This is a genomic window from Paraburkholderia sp. BL23I1N1 (genome assembly GCF_003610295.1).
In the GTDB taxonomy this organism is placed as follows: Bacteria; Pseudomonadota; Gammaproteobacteria; order Burkholderiales; family Burkholderiaceae; genus Paraburkholderia.
In genome coordinates this window covers 228,003-245,839 of the sequence record NZ_RAPV01000004.1, presented here as the reverse complement: position 1 = coordinate 245,839, position 17,837 = coordinate 228,003, and the positions used below count along the sequence as shown (strand labels likewise).

14 protein-coding genes and 1 pseudogene are annotated in these 17,837 nt (G+C 61.2%); 5 read left to right on the top strand and 10 right to left on the bottom strand.

Annotation, left to right across the window (positions count from 1 at the left end):
• The first annotated feature begins 690 nt into the window (after positions 1-690).
• Entirely contained in the window at positions 691-2,256 is a 1,566-nt protein-coding gene (locus tag B0G76_RS42305; protein ID WP_120298635.1) for a sensor domain-containing diguanylate cyclase, read from the top strand.
• A gap of 43 nt (positions 2,257-2,299) precedes the next feature.
• On the opposite strand, the gene B0G76_RS42300 is transcribed toward B0G76_RS42305, so the two are convergent.
• Positions 2,300-3,775, bottom strand: a complete 1,476-nt coding sequence (locus B0G76_RS42300; RefSeq protein ID WP_259461014.1) for a sensor domain-containing diguanylate cyclase — start codon at positions 3,773-3,775, stop codon at positions 2,300-2,302.
• A gap of 75 nt (positions 3,776-3,850) precedes the next feature.
• Between B0G76_RS42300 and B0G76_RS42295 the strand changes: the two genes are divergently transcribed.
• Complete coding sequence (locus B0G76_RS42295) at positions 3,851-5,233, top strand: IS4 family transposase (RefSeq protein WP_120298634.1); 1,383 nt, start codon at positions 3,851-3,853, stop codon at positions 5,231-5,233.
• Between the two features lie 362 nt (positions 5,234-5,595).
• Here B0G76_RS42295 and B0G76_RS42290 read toward each other — a convergent pair whose 3' ends face one another.
• Both B0G76_RS42290 and B0G76_RS42285 read right to left on the bottom strand, forming a co-directional pair.
• On the bottom strand, positions 5,596-5,838 hold the full coding sequence (locus B0G76_RS42290; RefSeq protein WP_120298633.1) for a hypothetical protein: 243 nt from the start codon (positions 5,836-5,838) through the stop codon (positions 5,596-5,598).
• Positions 5,839-5,904: 66 nt separating this feature from the next.
• Positions 5,905-6,333, bottom strand: a pseudogene (locus B0G76_RS42285) (molecular chaperone); the annotation flags it as partial.
• 143 nt (positions 6,334-6,476) lie between these two features.
• Between B0G76_RS42285 and B0G76_RS42280 the strand changes: the two are divergent.
• The 3 genes from B0G76_RS42280 (at position 6,477) to B0G76_RS42265 (ending at position 11,722) form a co-directional block, all read left to right on the top strand.
• Positions 6,477-7,271, top strand: a complete 795-nt coding sequence (locus tag B0G76_RS42280; protein WP_120298631.1) for an N-acyl amino acid synthase FeeM domain-containing protein — start codon at positions 6,477-6,479, stop codon at positions 7,269-7,271.
• Positions 7,272-7,400: 129 nt separating this feature from the next.
• Positions 7,401-10,346, top strand: coding sequence for a bifunctional diguanylate cyclase/phosphodiesterase (locus B0G76_RS42275; RefSeq protein ID WP_120298630.1), 2,946 nt, complete (start codon positions 7,401-7,403; stop codon positions 10,344-10,346).
• A 1,193-nt stretch (positions 10,347-11,539) separates the two neighbouring features.
• Positions 11,540-11,722: a hypothetical protein gene (locus tag B0G76_RS42265; RefSeq protein ID WP_147394174.1), complete on the top strand. Its 183-nt coding sequence runs from the start codon at positions 11,540-11,542 to the stop codon at positions 11,720-11,722.
• 25 nt (positions 11,723-11,747) lie between these two features.
• On the opposite strand, the gene B0G76_RS42260 is transcribed toward B0G76_RS42265, so the two are convergent.
• The 7 genes from B0G76_RS42260 to B0G76_RS42240 form a co-directional block, all read right to left on the bottom strand.
• Entirely contained in the window at positions 11,748-12,119 is a 372-nt protein-coding gene (locus tag B0G76_RS42260) for a hypothetical protein (protein WP_120298627.1), read from the bottom strand.
• A gap of 33 nt (positions 12,120-12,152) precedes the next feature.
• A complete protein-coding gene (locus B0G76_RS42255; protein ID WP_120298626.1) occupies positions 12,153-13,523 on the bottom strand; it encodes a hypothetical protein in 1,371 nt (456 codons plus the stop codon).
• Positions 13,524-13,535: 12 nt separating this feature from the next.
• Positions 13,536-13,904: a hypothetical protein gene (locus B0G76_RS42250; RefSeq protein ID WP_259461013.1), complete on the bottom strand. Its 369-nt coding sequence runs from the start codon at positions 13,902-13,904 to the stop codon at positions 13,536-13,538.
• Positions 13,901-14,110: a hypothetical protein gene (locus B0G76_RS44495; protein ID WP_259461012.1), complete on the bottom strand. Its 210-nt coding sequence runs from the start codon at positions 14,108-14,110 to the stop codon at positions 13,901-13,903. The genes B0G76_RS42250 and B0G76_RS44495 overlap by 4 nt, the downstream gene beginning before the upstream one ends.
• Complete coding sequence (locus tag B0G76_RS43255) at positions 14,097-14,267, bottom strand: hypothetical protein (protein WP_183082343.1); 171 nt, start codon at positions 14,265-14,267, stop codon at positions 14,097-14,099. Before B0G76_RS43255 ends, B0G76_RS44495 begins: the two co-directional genes overlap by 14 nt.
• The gene (locus tag B0G76_RS42245; protein ID WP_183082342.1) at positions 14,264-15,670 is read right to left on the bottom strand and encodes a TolC family protein; all 1,407 of its coding nucleotides are present in this window, start codon (positions 15,668-15,670) and stop codon (positions 14,264-14,266) included. The genes B0G76_RS43255 and B0G76_RS42245 overlap by 4 nt, the downstream gene beginning before the upstream one ends.
• Positions 15,671-15,735: 65 nt before the next feature.
• Positions 15,736-17,829: a peptidase domain-containing ABC transporter gene (locus B0G76_RS42240; RefSeq protein ID WP_120298624.1), complete on the bottom strand. Its 2,094-nt coding sequence runs from the start codon at positions 17,827-17,829 to the stop codon at positions 15,736-15,738.
• Between the last annotated feature and the right edge of the window lie 8 nt (positions 17,830-17,837).

Below are 17,837 nucleotides of genomic sequence, written 5' to 3'. Positions count from 1 at the left end.
GGTACTCTACAGCGCGTCGCTTGGCGTCGCAAGGATTGCGCTCGATTTAATGCTCCCTCGAATCAACAGGCTGTCAACGATGCCGCTACTTCGTTGGTTCCGTCTGATCGCCTTTCCGCTCCGCAACGTAGTGTTCGGTCATCGTTAGTGACCGACGACCGAGCTGCGGCTGAGCAGCGCGGATATTGCCATTGTTCGTCGTTGAAGGACTCGCGAACGTATGTCCGACGGCACACGTAAGCAGTATGGCCGGTACTTGCCGTCTGAACGGCCGGTTTCAAGGTGAATGTGACGTTCGAACGTCCATGCGACAGCACGGCCCAAGGCCCGTTCCTGGCCGGACCCGGTCCCATGCGAGCATACGCAGGCGGCTCCCGCTCCTTGATGGCAGGCGGTCTGTCAGATTGAAGCACACTTCAATCTGACGTCCGGGCGTGGCGTTAAACGTGTCAGATGAGAGCCGTTTACGTCGTTGGTTGACGCCTTCGGTCCAACGTCTCAGGCTCAGATGACGGTTTTGCCTCCGGCGTACGTGACCTCCCGAACGCTGACGCCACCTCAACCCGGAACGATGCAATTCTTCCACTTTCGGCGTTTACACCAATCAAGAAAGGCGTGGCCGTGCCGCCAACTCAGGAAGGAGCCGTCATCTTATGCGGTCAGTCAACCCAATCCTTGCGCGGTCGCAGCATGTCTGGCATAAAAACCCTCCTCGGACCGATTCTCGCGACGCCGGCAGTAGGGGAAAGTCAGGTTACGGCGGCTATCCGTGCATCCCTGCTTTCGTCGCTGTTCGACCACCAGCGATCGCTGTTCATGTCTGCGGTCGCCAGCGCCTTCGTAGCACTGGTCGCGCTCGCCAACCTGCGCCAGCCGTGGCCGGTGCTTTGGCTCATAGCGGGCATGAGCGTTGTCGCCGGCCGCCTCCTCATCGCGCATTCATATCTCGCTGCCGGCCGCGTCGGTGTGATTCACCCGCTTCTCCCGGCAAGGCGATATGCACTCCTGGCGCTGGCATCATCGGCCGTGCTTGGAACGGGCTCGATGGCATGCGTCATGTCCGGGGACGCGGCGCTGAGCGCACTGGCCGTCATGGTGACGGCGGGCACGCTTGGCGGAATTGCATCGCGAAATGCCGGCATACCGCGTCTCGCGGTTGCCCAGATTGCGCTGGGTGCGGCGCCCATCGGGCTGGGCGCAGTGCTGGCCCCCAATCACGCGTACTGGGTACTCGTGCCACCGCTTTTTACGTACATTGCCGCGATGGCGGCGATTGTCTGGCGCCACTATTCGGGGCTCGTCGCCCTGATGACTGCCGAGCAGAAGAACGCCGAGCTGGCGGCCCGGTTTGACGCCGCCCTCACGCATATGCCCCACGGGCTATGCACGACAGACGAACACGGGAAAGTTGTCACCGCTAACCGCCGAACGGCAGAACTGTTCGGTGCGACTGTCGAAATGCTGAGACTCAATGTGCCGCTGCCCGAATTTATTGGTCATGTAGGCCTCGAGAAGTTTGGCGAAACATTCAGAAAGCAGCTTGTCGAGCGCTGTACCACGTGGCTGTCGGCGGAGCGTGGTCCCCTCGACCTGGAACTCAGCGACGGTCGCCAGCTCGAGTTGACACGAAACCCGGTGCCCGACGGGAGCGCCGTCATTATCATTGAGGACGTGACGGAGCGCCGGGAGTCCGAAGCGCAGATGCGCCATTGGGCCCGTCACGACCCGCTCACGGGTCTGCCAAATCGCCGCGATCTGTGTGACCGGCTTGAACGAATACTGCTCCGTGCTGCTTCGGACCATGAAGCCCAGGTAGCCGTCATGTTTCTCGACCTTGATGATTTCAAACAGGTCAATGACAATCTTGGCCATCACGCCGGGGATCTGGTACTGAAAGCCGTTGCGGAGCGCCTGCGAAAGATGACGCGCCCAGGCGAACTGGTAGCACGTCTGGGTGGCGACGAGCTGGCCATTGTCGTTGAGAACACGACTGCTGCGGCCTGCGCGGGACTCGCCCAGCGCATCATTGAACGGTTATCCGAGCCTTATCCCCTGTCCGGTCGGACGGCGAGGGTTGGCGCGAGCATCGGCATTGCATTCGCAACGCGCGGAGAATCCTTCGACCTGCTGATGAATCGCGCCGATGCAGCGCTGTACGGCGCGAAGAAGGCCGGTAAGGGAACCTGTCGTTTCGCAACCATGGACGCGGGCAAAACTGTCGTGACGGACGCGAACATCCTTGTAAAGACCGGGTGACACATCGTCGCGGTCACACCTGAACTGCCGACCATGATGCCCGTCATACCAGACGAAACGGCGAGACCTTGTTCCGGCCGGTCGCCTTCGCGTCGTACAACGCCTCGTCGGCCGCCTTGATCATCGCTGTCACATCGCTGTCCTGCTCCGGATCCCAGCTGGCCGTGCCGATGCTGGCGGTCACGCGTCCGTATTCGCTGCCGGCATGTTCAATGCCGAGCTCACTGATGGCCGAGCGGATTTTCTCGGCGACACCCGTCGCGCCAGAAGCAGGGGTATCCGGAAGCACCACGATGAATTCTTCGCCGCCGTAGCGCGCCGCGCTATCGGCAGGACGCCGGATGTGGTCGCCGATACACCGTGCCACGGCGGCCAGCGCGTCATCCCCGGCCTGGTGGCCGTACGTGTCGTTGTAGGCCTTGAAGCGGTCGATATCGATAAACAGCAGCGAAAACACACTGTGCGTTCGCCGGGCCCGGCGCCACTCCTGCTCGAGAATCTCGCCGAGGGTGCGACGATTGTTCAGGCCGGTGAGGCCATCCGTGCGGGCGAGCATCTGCAGTTCCGACTCCGCGCGCATGCGGCGCCGCAGCTGGGCACTGAGCACGGCCGACAGCGCGATGAACCCCAGACCAAACACCACCATCAGCGAGCCGATGGTCAGCGCCCGCTTTCGCCACGCCGCGTAGATGTCCTGTTCGGCCTCGGCGACCATAATGATCAGTGGCAGATCCGGAAAATTCCGGAAGTAGTACAGACGCCGCACCCCGTCAATCGATGCGGTATCGCTGAAGCTGCCTTCCGGCTCCGACAGGAAACGCCGGAACGTACTTGCGTTGCGGATATTGCGTCCGATGGTGTGCACGTCATAGGGCTGGCGCATGACCATCGCGCCATCCCGGGCGATCAGCGACACGGCCCCGTGCGGTCCAAGGGCAAGTCCCGCGAACAGGTTGTGGAAATACTCGAGATTGACGGCGATTAGCACGATGCCGGCGAACGAGCCGTCAGGATGCGAAAGCCGCCGGCTCAATGCGATGCTGGGCAAGCCGCCCCGCAGGCGCGATTCATAGGGATCGCTGATATAGAGACCGACGTTCGGGTTGTCGCGCTGGACCGTGAAATAGCTGCGGTCGGCAAAGTTGCCTTTTCGTGGCGTATCGCTGGCAGAATCAATAACGATATTGCCAGACGCATCCAGCACCAGCATCGAGCCGAGATATCTCGCAGTGGTCGCACGATCGAACAGCAGCTCGCGGCGCAGATGCGGCGGCAGCGCCAGCACGTCTGGCTGCTGCATTCCGTCGACGACCGCCTGCAATGACAGCGCGTACAGTTCGAAATTCCGTTCAATATCGCGCTGTGCAATCAGCGCGACATTGCGCGAGGTCTCGCGGGCGCGCTCGAGTGCGTCGAGGCGACTTTCGTAAAGCACGATGGTGCACAGCCCGACCATCGCCAGCGCGATCAGTACTCCGCCGAACACTATCCCATAGGGAGACCTCAGGATTACCCACAACTTTCCAGAAGGAGCGCTTGTAAACGGGCTCGGACGATGTTAACTTGCGTGCAACTCCTGTAAAGCCACACGCCATTGCCTTCTGCAGACGACGACCATAACCGTGACTGGGCCGACACCGAATTCGGTGCGGCCAATCTGGGCGACGCCCGTTTGACGAGCCGGCTGGTCGCGCTGGCACGGCAGCTTGGGAGCAGTCCCGACTGCTCATTTCCGCGCTCGCTCGATGCCGCCGAACTCAAGGCTGCCTATCGTTTCTTCGACAACGAACAGGTCGATACCGACGGTGTTCTTGCCCCGCACGTCGAGCGAACGCTGCAGCGCATGACGCAGCTCCCGGTCGTGCTGGCGGTGCAGGACACGACCGAATTCAATCTGACGCATCTCGAGGCCACTGAGGGACTGGGCTACGGCACCGGCAACGCGTCGCGTGGCTTCATGCTGCACAGCTTGCTAGCCGTGACGCCGGAGGGTTTGCCGCTGGGCGTGCTGGGCATGAAGACCTGGACACGCCAGGACGCGGACCTGGGCAAGAAGAAGAAGCGCAAGCAGCGCCCGATCGAAGACAAGGAGAGTGCCAAATGGCTCGAAGGAATCGAGCATCTGGCCGCGCTCAAGGCGCGCTGCCCCGATACCCGGGTAGTGGCAACAGGGGACCGGGAAAGCGACGTCTACGAAGTGTTCGTGGCCGAGCGGCCGGCGGGCGTCGACTGGCTTGTGCGTGCGGCATGGGATCGCCGCACCGCCCACCCGGAGCGGTATCTGTGGGACACCGTGAGCGCGACAGCGCCCATGGGCGAGACCGAACTGCAGGTGCCGGCGCAGCGCAACGCCGCGAAGCGCACTGCACGTCTGACGGTGCGGTGCACGCCGGTTCAGCTGCGCGCGCCGAAGCGACCTTCGTCCAGGCTCGCCGGGGTCGAAGTGTTTGCCATTCACGCACTCGAAACCGACCCGCCGGCAGGCGTTGAGCCACTCGAGTGGATGCTGCTGAGTTCCGCGCCGACCATCACGCTGGAGGACGCGCTCGAGCGACTTGGCTGGTATGCGCGGCGGTGGACGATCGAGTCGTGGCACCGTGTGCTCAAGAGCGGATGCAGCATTGAAAAGCGTCAGTTCGGCAATCTGGACCGGTTCGTCCGGTCGACCGCGTTATTTGCCGTGATCGCCTGGCGCATCATGTACGCGACGTTGCTGGGCCGCGCCGATCCCGATCTGTCCTGCGCGGTGCTTCTGCAGCCCGACGAGTGGCGCGCGCTCTATAGCCGCGCTAACCGCACCTCGAAACCGCCACCTCAAACACCCTCGCTCGGCGAAGTGGTGTTGTGGATTGCAAAACTCGGTGGCTATCTGAACCGCAAGCACGACCACCCACCCGGCCCTACCGTGATGTGGCGTGGCTTCCTGGTCCTGCATGAAATCACCGAGATGTATCGCATCTTCAGACAGGACGAATAGATCGCTCAGACGAAATGTGGGTAATCCTGAGTAGGGAGACGGGGGTCTCCCTTGCGTCAGCCTGCGGGTCAGGCCAGCGAACCCATTATTTTTTTCCCCACGGTCTCTCCAACCGCCTCCTCAAGCGCAACCGGCCATACCGGAGCCGGATCCTGTCGTCCGAACTCCGTATCCGGAATCTGTGTAGTGCAGGCGAACCGTCGGTTGCCTGCCTGATACTCCTGGATGACAGCCCACGGGCAAACTGGGACGATACAACCAGCCGCCGGGATAATCGATGCCGGCCTCACCCTATCCGGCGACCTTTGCCAACGAGCTTTGCCAGATATTTTCACCGCCGTCGGTTTGCGGGCAATTCTGTGTCAGATGGCAATAATCTGTCCATCGATTTCACCTTCGAGGGTGACCGGGGCAACGCCGGCTTCGCGACGCCCGTCGTTATCTTCGTGCACCGGTGTCCCGGCCGCGGCCGCTGCGCATACGGCATCGGCAAAGTGCTGCAACGACTGCAGCGAGCCGCAGACGCTGTGATAGGTCTCACGACCGATCCGGGCGTCGAGCAGGATCTGCATGCCGGCCTTTCTGGCTATTTCAACAATATCCATCGCCGCTTCCTTTCCGCCTGCACTGTTTCGCCGGCCGGTCCCTGATCCGTCGGGGACGCCCGGCTGTTACGGATGACCCGCGGTGTGCTGCGCATAGCCCGGCGAACCATGATGAAAAGCGTAGCCGACAATGCCATTCGCCGATCGGGCGAATAGCCTGCAATAGCGCAGCGCGTAGCCGAGCAGCCCCTTGTTGATTTCGTAGACCTTGCCGGCAGCGTTCACCAGCTGGACCGCGGCAATCTGCGCGCGCCTTGTGCCGGCGTTATCGACGCGCATCACCCGTCCGTGCTCGCCGCGGGCCAGATGCCAGGAAAGCACAAGATGACACGCTGCACCAGCGGGCTCGACGAATACCGGCACCGAATAGCGCAGACGGATCGTCACGCCGTTCGTCAACGCCGTATCCGGCTGTGGCAGTTTGTCGATAAGGACACGAAAGCTCTGCTCAGCCGCAACGGGGGCCGGTATGACGCGCACGAGCCTGACCAGTTGATCGGCGTGCGCTCGCTCTCCGGATTTTCCCGGCTATGCATATCACCGCGTTTGCGTTCATGAGAATCTAGTTTGTCGCGCTAGCAGCGACTCTGCCGCTTCGAAAGCGACAGACTTTTTTCTCATTTATCTACGAGGTTGAAATGGACCGCATCGATTCAGTTGTTTTGACGCAAAATACGGGTTATACGTCGCTCGGAGAACGCTTTAATCAGGGCACCGTAAAGAAAACGGAAAGGTTGCCGTTTACGATAAAGGTGGTAAGTAATCTGGCGGACCTCGACAAAGCCGTCGAGATGCGCCGCGCCGCTTATCGGCGCCACGTGCCGGAATTTGCCGAGACCATGGGCGTCGAAGCGTTGGATGGCGCGCCCGGCACAGCCGTGCTGCTCGCGCAGTCGCGGCTGGATGGCGGCCCGCTCGGCACCATGCGGGTCCAGACGAATGCATTCGGTCCGCTTGCCGTCGAGCAATCGGTCCGCCTGCCGGACTGGCTGGGTCAGACCAGGCTCGCCGAGGCGACGAGGCTCGGCGTCGCGCGCGGCGCGATTGGCCGGATGGTGAAGGTGGCGCTGTGCAAAGCTTTTTTCATGTATTGCGCGCAGAACGGGGTCGACTGGATGTTAATTACGGCGCGTTCACCGCTCGATCGGGAATACGAAGCGATGCTGTTCGGTGATGTATACGGCCAGAACGAATTCCTGCCGATGGCGCACGTTGGCGGGTTGCCACATCGAGTGATGGCGAAACCAGTTGCTTTAGTCCGTCAGCGCTGGGAGAAGGTCAACCATCCGTTCGTCGGATTCTTTTTTGAAACGGATCACATCGACATTGACATCAACGGCGTATCAACGCAGGGTGAAGCCGTCCACGGGACTGATTGCGGCGCGCTACCGGGCAGCGCCTCAGGCCGTCTGCGGGCGCTGAGCGAGACGTAAAGCAAGTGTCCGCCCGAAGGCATTCGGGCGGACAAAAAGTAGGTGGCGTTAGCGCAGTCGTGCTTTCGCCGCTGACTATCGCAGCATTGCAATGAAATCGAGAATGAAGTCATTGGGGAAGGGCAGCAAATGACACGCGTTAAGTGGGCGGTGCGGGATCGACTGACCGGCTGGGCTTTCCATCGATTCTCGGTATACGTCGCGCCATTTGTGATCGTGCTCGGCAGCATCGCAGTCATGCTCTGGGCACCGCGCCAATTCGATACGACGGGAACGGTCACGCTCAGCTTTCCTGTGATTGCGGATCCGTCGGCGGCACTGTCACCCGCCACCGCCATCGCCCGCCTGCGCGATTCTTCGCCCACTGCACGTTTCAGTACCCATCTCGCCGAAACGCCGTTCTGGTTCATGCTCACCGCGCCTGCTCTCGCCGGTGAAGGCCCCACATTCGTCGACCTGCCGTCACGGCACGCGCAGACGCTCTCATGCTGGCGGGCCGACCCCGCCCTGACGCTGCTCGGCACCGCCGACCGCCACGGCACGAGCGGCGAGATGCGTCCCAACAAGGCCGGCTTTGCGCTCAGGCTCGACGAGCACGCTCCTCCTGCCCAGATTCTGTGTCAGGGCACCTTTTCCGGACCCGCGTATATCACCGCATCCGCAACGAACGCCGACAAGCTCGAGGTATCCGCCCTCGACTTCAACCAGAGCACGTCGCTGATCACCGGCGGCCTGCTGACGCTCGCGATCTTCGTGTTTGTGACGGCAATCATCAATCACGAATGGACTTACGTGATCTTTGCGGCCTGGCTCGTCGGCAACCTCCGGTTGAGCGCCAACGCAATGGGCTTCGATACCGAATGGATGGGCTGGCTCATCCCGCCCGACCATATCGCGCTTTTGCGGGAATTCACGTTCGCTTCCTATTACGTGCTGACCACGACGCTCTTTGTGGAGCTGTTTCGCCGCGAGCTGAAAGCAATCGGCCTGCGCTGGAGCCTGCACGCCGTGCGGTACGGCGGCTGCCTGCTGATGGTCGCCGCATTCACGCTCAGTTACGCGCACTTCATTCCGGTGCTGTGGGCATGCGCCAGCTTCTGCATACTGGTGCTGACTTACTTCCTCGTACAGTTGTTCATCAAGGCGCGCTCGCGCACCGTACTCTGGTACGTCGCCTCAATGGCCATCGTGCTGTTCGCTACGCTGTCGCAAGTCCTCGCCGCCGCGCTCGGCGTGAAGGCGCTGGCGGGCGCGCTGAGCCCCGTGGTGACGGCGCTTTCGTCGAGCATGCTTTGTGCGTTCGCTATTGCGGAGCGGATGCGCGAAGAGCGCGAACGCCGCCGGCAAATGCAGGTCGAACTGCGCAACACGTATGACGTCACGCCGATCGGCCTCTTCACGCTGAACGGAGACAGCGCTTTCGTCCGCGCCAATCCGGCGCTGCACTCGATGCTGGGCCTGCCTCAACAGCACCAGGGTACGCGTCGCTGGGCCGACTATTTCGCCCCGGGCGCCGAGCGCGCGCTGTGCGAACTGCTGGAGCGCGACGACTCGGCGTCGATCGAAATCGAGGGCACAGCCGGCACGAAGACAGAGGCTAGGCGCTACTCGTTGCGGGCAATTCGCGCGAACGGCTTCATCGAAGGTTCGCTCGAGGACGTGACGGACCGCTCGAAAGCCGTGGAGCGGCTGCACTTCCTGGCTGAACACGATCCCCTCACCGGCCTCCTGAACCGTCGCGGCATCGAGCATGCGATCGGCCGGCAAAGCGGCGAAAGCGGCCCATGGGCACTCGCGTATCTCGACCTCGACCGCTTCAAGCTGTTAAACGACTTGTTCGGCCATGGGACCGGCGACGAAATACTGCGGCACGTCGCTGCGCGCCTCGTCGAGCGTCTCGGCGCCGACGTGCCGATCGGGCGCATCGGCGGCGACGAATTCGTGTGCGTGCTCGCGAACATGGCGATCGACGATGCGATCGCGCGCTGCCGTGAACTCGTCACGGCGTTGAACTCCGCACCGGTTCATGTCGATACGCGGGCGTTCCAGATCAGAGGATCGATCGGCGTAGTCGAGTGCTCGCAAGGTGAACGGGTCCTCGACGCCCTCGCCTATGCAGACCGCGCGTGTCGCGCCGCGAAACGTGGCGGCAATGCGCGGCTCGTCGCACTGCGCAAGGGCGCGCCGGCCTTCGAGGAGCGCGCCGCCGAGATCAGTCTGATCGAGGCGCTGGGACAGAGCCGCTTGCCCGAGGGACTGTTCCTCGTGATGCAGCCGATCATGTCGATGCGCGCGCCGGCAGAAGCGCTCGACTTCGAAGTGCTGCTGCGCCTGCGCATGCCGAACGGCGCGGTGGCGACCGCCGCGAAGCTGATCGCGGCCGCGGAGGACTCCGGCACCATCACCGCGATCGACCGCTGGGTGCTCACAACGACGCTCGCATGGCTCAGGGACAATCGCGCGTCGCTCTCCACCACGCGCTTCGTGTGCGTGAACCTGAGCGGCGGTTCGCTCAACGACGAACAATTCCTCGACGAGCTGTTCGCGCTGTTCTCGCGTCACGAGGACGTCATCCATTACCTGTGCATCGAAATCACCGAAAGCGTCGCGCTGCACGATCTGGAACATACGGAGCGCTTCATCGCGCGGGTGCACGACATGGGCGCAAAGATCGCGATCGACGATTTCGGCGCGGGGCAGACCTCGTTACGCTACCTGAAGAAGCTGTCGGCCGATGCACTAAAAATCGACGGCGAATTTGTGCGCACGATGTGTAACCATCCGGCCGACATCGCGATCGTCGAGGCGATCATTACCCTCGCACGCAATCTCGGCATGCGCAGCATTGCTGAATGGGTCGAAGACCTCGAGACCTTGCGCGCGCTGAATGAACTGGGCGTCGACTACGTGCAGGGTTTCGTGATAGCGAAACCGCAAGAGGCCAAGGACATTCTTGCGGCCTCCTCCGCCGCGAGCTTCGTGACTAACGCCGAGCTCACACGCTATCTGAAGGCACAGCAGACGCTGCGCCGCGGCGCTGATGACCAGCGCATGGAGCGTGAAAGCTCAGTCTGACGCGGCTCACCGCGCGCCGGCCACTGGCGTGGTCGCATTCTTCGTCGCGCCGCGTATCGATTCGCGGCCTCGGGCGTTGCTTTATCGGAAAGCGTCCTCCCGTATTCGATCCGCCACTATCCGCGCTCCGTTCAGGCTCGACTAACGACTAAAAATCTCAGAACATCGAGGAATTGTGGCCACTCAAGCCTATGATCAGCAAGCATAGGGTAACCATTGACGTTGCGTATAGCCGAGTGGGCGCTTACGAAAGTTTCATCAACCGCGCCAATCGACGGCTCATGTCATCAGAAAACGCCAGCGTTTTGTTCAATTGACAGCGTCCGCCATATGAGCACCTGCCGCCTTCGTACCGGGATAGATCAGGGAAGTGACACAATCATCTCGCAGAAGGCGCAGGCGTCGAACAGCGCAAAACCTACGCCCAGGATCGGGTTCAGCGCCCTCACGGAAAGTGCCATGGCAAGCGAGCGTGAACCCAGCCGGCGCTCGGCTAGCGGAAGCCGTAGACCAGGACCTTTTTCCCCTCAAAGTGTTCTTGCACACCTTGCTCGCAATTCGGTGGACACGTTGTGCCGTCGGAGGTTGGCGCGGTTGCAGGAGAGACTGCCCTGTAGACAAGGGATTCGACGAGCGTCCCATCGTCAGAACGTGCACGGCGAAACCTGGAACGGCATCGGTGATAAACCTGACTGGATCGTGGCCGCCGAGCGTGCGGGTGTGGATCCGGATTTCTTACGGATCGGGCGGCGGACACGTGGAGATCCTTTCGTGAGCGGAAGCAGTGGGGACAGGAGGTAAGGGATCATGGTCGGAGCCGATGTCCGAAAAATGAGGCGCGGATAGTCGGTATTCGCACAATCGAAAAAAACAGGCGGCCGTTACACTGGAGGCCTCTCAGGTTCGGCAGGCCCTCGATAACAGCCGAACTTTCCAGCCAGCGGCAGACGCTGGCTTTTTTTATCGGAATAACGCAACTAACCGTCATGCCGCGGCACGGATGCGCATTGCACCGGCGGCCTGGCGGACCTGCGGCGGTACCTGCAGGCGCTGTCCACCACCATGCTGAGGAAAAGGTGTAGAGACTGAAGCTCGATGCTACGCGAATATGGTAATAATTTCGGTATTCTTACGCTGTCGTCTCGGTCATTTATACTTTCACCTGACGGATGGAGAAATGGCCGGAGAAGAAGATGGACGACAAAGCGAAGGAAGCCGACGAAGACGGGAATCTGGCGGCCGGACGGCTGGAGCAGCAGATTGCCTTGCTGGACCGGATACAGCAGCAGGGCCATGTCGTGACGAATGGCAGGGAACTTAGAACACGGCTTGTCCAGCTGCTCGATCACCTGTGGGCAGATCAGCCCGGTGCATAAAGGGGTACGTTCGTAGAGGCCGTCGTTAAATTGCGGTTGTACCGATGGCTGCCGGGTAAACCGGACCGCCATCGTCGGAAGTCATCGCGGACTCGATGTCGCGGCCTAGTTCGGCGCGCACGTCGGCGCGAGGCAACCATTCACGCCCGTAATTCGTCGGCCCGAGATCGCGCATGAACCACACATCGTCACGCAGACATGCGAGCAACAGGCCCGAGCCGCGCAACAGGTTTCTGGCCGCCCGTTCGGTGCGATAGGCGCATATTATTGGAATCCCGTATTGGTCCTGCGTGTGGGCCTCTGATCGCGTCTCGTGCAGATAAATCGTGGCTGCCTGTCCGATCATCGACAGCGCCTCGATGACGCGTAGCGCCAGGTGTGTATTCCGGTCCGACATTCAGAACCTCATTGGACGACTGGCCAGTCGCGCTTACCCGGTTGATCGCCGGACACCGGCAAGATGCAGGATTTTCGCACCGACCCGCCGGAAGAACGCATCATCGCGTTCGCGCTGTTCCGTGTCGTCGGCCACCACGTGTTCGAGCAGGATGCCGCGCTGCTTCATGATTCCGTGTGTGCGCGACTTGCGCTCCAGGTATCCGGGTTCATCCGCGCCCATCGTTTCGACGACAATGCGATGCAGCCGCGACGCTGTACCGGCGGATGCCGCCGTCCGGAACGTGAGCTCGAAGTCCGGCCGGCACCACAGGCTCGGACCGTCGGGCTGCCGCACCTCGCGATCGAACAGCGGTTTGCCAAGCGTCACCTCGACGCCGCGCGTCCTGACCCACTCCATCACCCGGAGCAGGCATTCGAGCGTGACGCGCTCGTACCGGCTTTCCAGCGGCACTGGCTGCCGGAACGAGTACGCGTGCTGCGCGAATGCTTCGCGGTATCGCGCGTTGCCCTCCCGGTCGCGATCGACGACGGCCAGCACCCAGTACGGTGGCAGCGTGAGCCGCTGGTCCCGCCCGCCGGCCCGGGTGCCTTTCTCCGGACGTACGATGCGTTCGCCCAGGCGCGTGCGCTTGATGGCGGCACCGTCGCGGATCTCGTCGGCCACAAACAGCAGGAGCGCGCTGCGCGCTTTCTTCTCCGGCCATGGCAGCGCATCGATGGCGCCCATTTTCTCGTTGACGCTGGTCCACGGTTCCGTATAAAGCACCTGCCCCAGGGTCAGTTCCGGACTCATCGCTTCCGCGTCTGCATACGCCCTCAGGCGTTCCCACGAATTCGTCGTCTCCTTCAGCGCGTCGACGTGGACGGTGGCAAAGCCGGCATCGTCCAGCAACGTATGCATGATGCGACCCAGGCGCGGCAGGCGCCGCCCCGTTTCGCCGGTCCCACTGGCCGAACCGCCCGAGCCTCCCGGACGCGCCGCGCCCTCGTGCCCGTCATCAAGGTAGTCAAGCGCGTCGCCGACTGGCTTGAGCGGATTGTGCCGACCGGGCGGCGCAGTGTCATCGTCCGGCTCGTCCGCCGGCTCCGGCTGCTGGCGGAAGGAAGCCAGCGCGCAGCGATGCTCGCCGTATCGATGCATGCGCACAAAATGACGCGGCCCCTCTTCGCGGACCCGGGCCGTCAACCGCGGTTGCGTAGCGGCTCCCGGCCAGCAGTCGCACTCGAGCCATTGCCGGACGTGCCGCCCGTCGTGCATCTCTTCTAGTATGGCCAGCACGCGCTCAACGTCTGCGGGCTGGACGTCCTGCCCGGCGCCGCAGAACCTGCGCACCGCGGCGGTCTCTTCAGCGCTGAGCGGTCGCTTGACCCTGTCAGGGTGATCCCGGTCAATCAGGCGCATGGGTGTCTGTCCTCAGTGTGCATGACGCGTGAGCATCGCAAGACTGCGCACGCTGGCGAGCGACGCCTCGTAGCCGCACAGCGAGCCGTGCAGCTGGCGGGTCACCGGATGTGTCGCGACGCTCGTCGGGCTCGACGCACTCGTCGATACCCCGGTTCCGACAGTGGGCCGCGATGGTGGTTCTGGCCGGAAAGAAAGCCGCTCGAAGCGGATGATGCGCGATGAATGACTGTTCATCCGGACAAGGCCGTCTTCAACCAGCGTGCACAGCATGTCGTTGACGTGTGCCGTCGACGTGTCAAAGTGCCTGGCCAGCTCGGCCGCCTGATAGGCGCGCCCTGGCTTCATGAGCCTGAGCAGTTTTCCGGAAGTGAGTTTCATCGTGTTCTTCTCCGCATCGCCGGGCAGTGTACTGCGCCGCGCTTGCCGACCATCAGCCCGTTCAGTGCTGCAGCACCGAACTGCTCGCCGGCGCATAACAGCGTCCAGCGTGACTTGCCGTTGATGATCCCGTTGGTGACCGACCAGCCGCCCGGATAGATGAATTCATACGGACTGTTTTGTGTCCAGCCTTTACGCTCCGTCATGACGGGCTGCAAACAGTAGCGCGTCCGGATTGCCCGCGGCCGCAGCCTTGCGCACAAGATCAAGACCTTTCCCCTTCACCTGCGACGCCGTCAGGTTCCGGTCGAGCGTGACGAAGCGGTCAGGATGGGGAGTCGTCAAGAAACGGAATTTTCTCATGGAGCTTCAGCGTGCGTATTCCAACGCTGACCATCGAGCGTGCCGATTGCAAAAGCAAGCACTAGGCGCGCAACGCGCCAATCGGCTTGTGACTGGATCACCTGACGTTGCGCAGTCGCAAGCGTAGTCTGAGCGTTCAACACATCGAGCAACGCGCCAACGCCCGCACCATAACGTTTGCTCGCAACATCGTATGCTTCCTGCGCGCTTTCCTGGGTCGCAGCAGCAACCTCCAGATTGGCGGTTTTCGTTACGACATCCTGATAGCTTCGCCACACCGACGCGGCAACGTCCAGTTCCGCTTTGTGCAGACTCGCCCGGTCAATATCGACCTGCGCATCCGATGCCTGCCGATGGTACTCATCGCCAAACCCCGCAAATATCGGAATGCTGATCTGAATTCCGATATACCTGCTGCCGGTACGCGTGTCGCGTGGAAATGCACCAAGCGCCTTATCGTTGCTGAGCGTGCCGGACAGGGAGATTGTCGGCAATTCCCGTCTGAGCGCAAGTTTGGCGTTTGCCTCGTCGGCATCGATCTGTGCGTGTGCCTCGCGCAGCTTCGGATTAGCGGCCTGCGCGAGCGCGAGCAGATCGGCAACTGAGGACGTGAATTTCACGTCCGGCTGAACGCCTGCATCGACGTCGACCCGGATATCCGTTTCAACCGGAATTCCCATCCGCACGCATAAGTTGCCCTGCGCCGTCTTGAACGTGCCTGCTGCATTAACGCGCGCATAAATGGCCTCTTGCCATGCCGCTTTCGCCTGTAGCTCATCATTGAGCGTGCCTGCGCCTGCCAGATGCCGATGTCGCGCTATCTGGTAACTCCGTTCGGCATTCTTTTCGGCATCGTCGGCTGCATCGAGCGTGCTTTCTGCCGTCCAGACCGCATAGAAGGCCCCCGCAGCCTGTCCGAACACGGATTGCAGTGTCTCCGTGTGTGCAGCTTTGGAAAGGTCTAGCAGCCCCTTGTAGTACGCCAGATTGGCATCACGTTGCCCGAAGTCGAACAGGACCCATGACAGCCGAAGTTCGGCGTAACGATCTGAGGTGCGCCCTATTGCATCGGGAAATGTCGGACCTGATACGGTTTGCGTCTGAACTGTACGCGAACGGGTTCCGCTTGCATCGAGTGTCGGCAACCATGCCGATTCCGCAACACCGACCTGAGCCGAATTCAACAGCATATTGGCCCAACTTTCTCGCGCGGTAGGATCGCTGCACAAAGCACGGCTGACCGCCTCATAAATCGAAACGGGATTGTGCAGACTTGTGACATTGCAGGCGTCAGTATCGCGAGCCATCCAGTTTAAATCGGGCGACACATCTTCAAGACCCGCACGTGTCGAAAATGGATCGATTTGCGCATGAGTCACAGGAATGACGAGCAGCACGCCCACGAGCGCGATGCAAGCCATTGTGAGGGCAAGACGGCATGCAACTGGGCGCAACCAGATAATTCTTTTCACGCGGCATCCTTCACGCGTGCGAGGTCGATTACGCGATCAGCCGATGCGATGGTTTCAGGACGATGCGCCACAATGATTCGGGTGATATTCAGCTTGCGCATTGCCGCGTTGACGGCACGCTCGTTATTCACGTCCAGATGGCTTGTCGCCTCATCGAGCAGCAACAGTTTCGGTCGCCGGTAAAGCGCGCGTGCCAGCATGACCCGCTGTCGCTGCCCTGCGGATAGCGCGGACCCCATATCCCCGATATAGGTGTAATAGCCCATCGGCATCGCGCGAATGTCCGCATGCACAGACGCCATTTCTGCGCACTCGCTGATCCACGCAAAATCAGGCGTCGTATCGAAGAAACTGATATTTTCCGCAATCGACCCGGCAAACAGCCGATCCTCCTGCATGACGACGCCAACCAACGAGCGATAATTTGCCAGGCCCATTTGTCGAATCGGCATGCCGCCCGCGATGACCTCGCCCCCATGTGGCGCGAGTAAGCCCGCAAGCAGCTTCAGCAGCGTCGTTTTTCCGCACCCCGAAGGACCAACGATTGCAACCGCTTCCCCTTCTTCGACACGCAAATCGAAATCATCCACGATGCGGGGACCGTTCTTTGAGTAACCATACGACAGGTTCCGAACCTCAAGCGTCGGCACGAATTCATCCTTGTCCGGCGCTCGCATTATTTCTTCCGGCTCCCGCGTGGTGAGTACGATGTCAGCCAGGCGCGCCGCGTGCAGCCTCAAAATTCGTAGCTCGTAAATCTTGTCGATCAGCGCCGTGAAACGCGCAGTGAACTGACCTCGATAAGACAGAAATGCGAACAACATGCCGAGTGACAGTGAACGCTCAATGACCGCTACCGCGCCGAAATATGTCACCAGGATTGCTTCGAGTCCGAAAATAAAACGGTTGCTTGTCCCGGCTATCAACTGGAGCCTACGCGTTCGCAAATCAGCGTTCTTTTCACTCACAACGATGTTCAGCCAGCGCGCAAGCCGGTCCTCAGCCTTGCCGAATAGCCGCACGCTCTGGATGCCTCGAACCGATTCCATCAGCAGGCTTTTGCCACGAGCCGCAAAAACGATCTGCTTCTGATTTGACATCCTGAGTGCGCCATAAATGCAGGCACGCAAGATCGCATAGAGCACGACCGCGACGACGCTGACAAGCGACAATCGGGCGTTGTAGACGACCATGATTGTGATAGTGCCGATGGACATGAGCCCATCGAGCACCGACTCCACAAAGCCGACCGTGAGCGCCTGCTGGATCGTGTTCACACTGTCGAACCGTGAAACGATGTCCCCAATGTGCCGCTTGCCGAAGTAATCAAGCGGCAGATTCAGCAGATGGCGAAACACGTTGGCTAGCCACTGAACATTCACGAGCGTGCTGAACGTAGTGACGGCCCACGCGCGCATTGCTTCGGTCGCAACGTGGATCACCATTACCAGGCCGAAGCCGAGCGCCAGAACGGCAAGCAAATGCCGATCCCCGGTTGTAATCGCCTGGTCTGTTACCCATTCGGGATAGAACGGCGCGACGATGCTGAACACTTCGAGTGCGAGCGCGAGCAGAAAGATTTTCAGCAAGCCGCGTCCTACACCGGTCGCGCGCCCCATCATGCTACGTAGGTTGATTTCCTGCCGTTCCCGACGCGGCTGAAACGCCGGTGTCGGAACCAGTTCAAGCGCCATGCCGCTGAAATGCAGCGACAGTTCTTTGAGCGACATGCGCCGCGCACCTAGTGCCGGATCGACCAACAGCACGTGCTCGCGGCCAACGCGCTCCAGGACAACAAAATGCCGGAAATCCCAATGCAGGATGCACGGCAACCGCAGCAAATGTAGTTCTTCAGGTTCGAGCCGAACTGCGCGCCCTGCAAGGTCAAGTGTCGCGCCGATTCGAATCAGGTCGACCAGCGTCAGCCCTTTCAGAGAAGGGGAAAAGCGTCGCCGCAACGTTGCCAGGTCCGTATCGAATCCATGAAACGTTGCAATCATGCTCATGCAAGCCAGGCCGCATTCGGTTGCTTCGGTTTGCAAGTGCACGTCAATGCTGCGGCGAAAGCCGAACTGAAGTTCGCGTGGCATGGTTGACT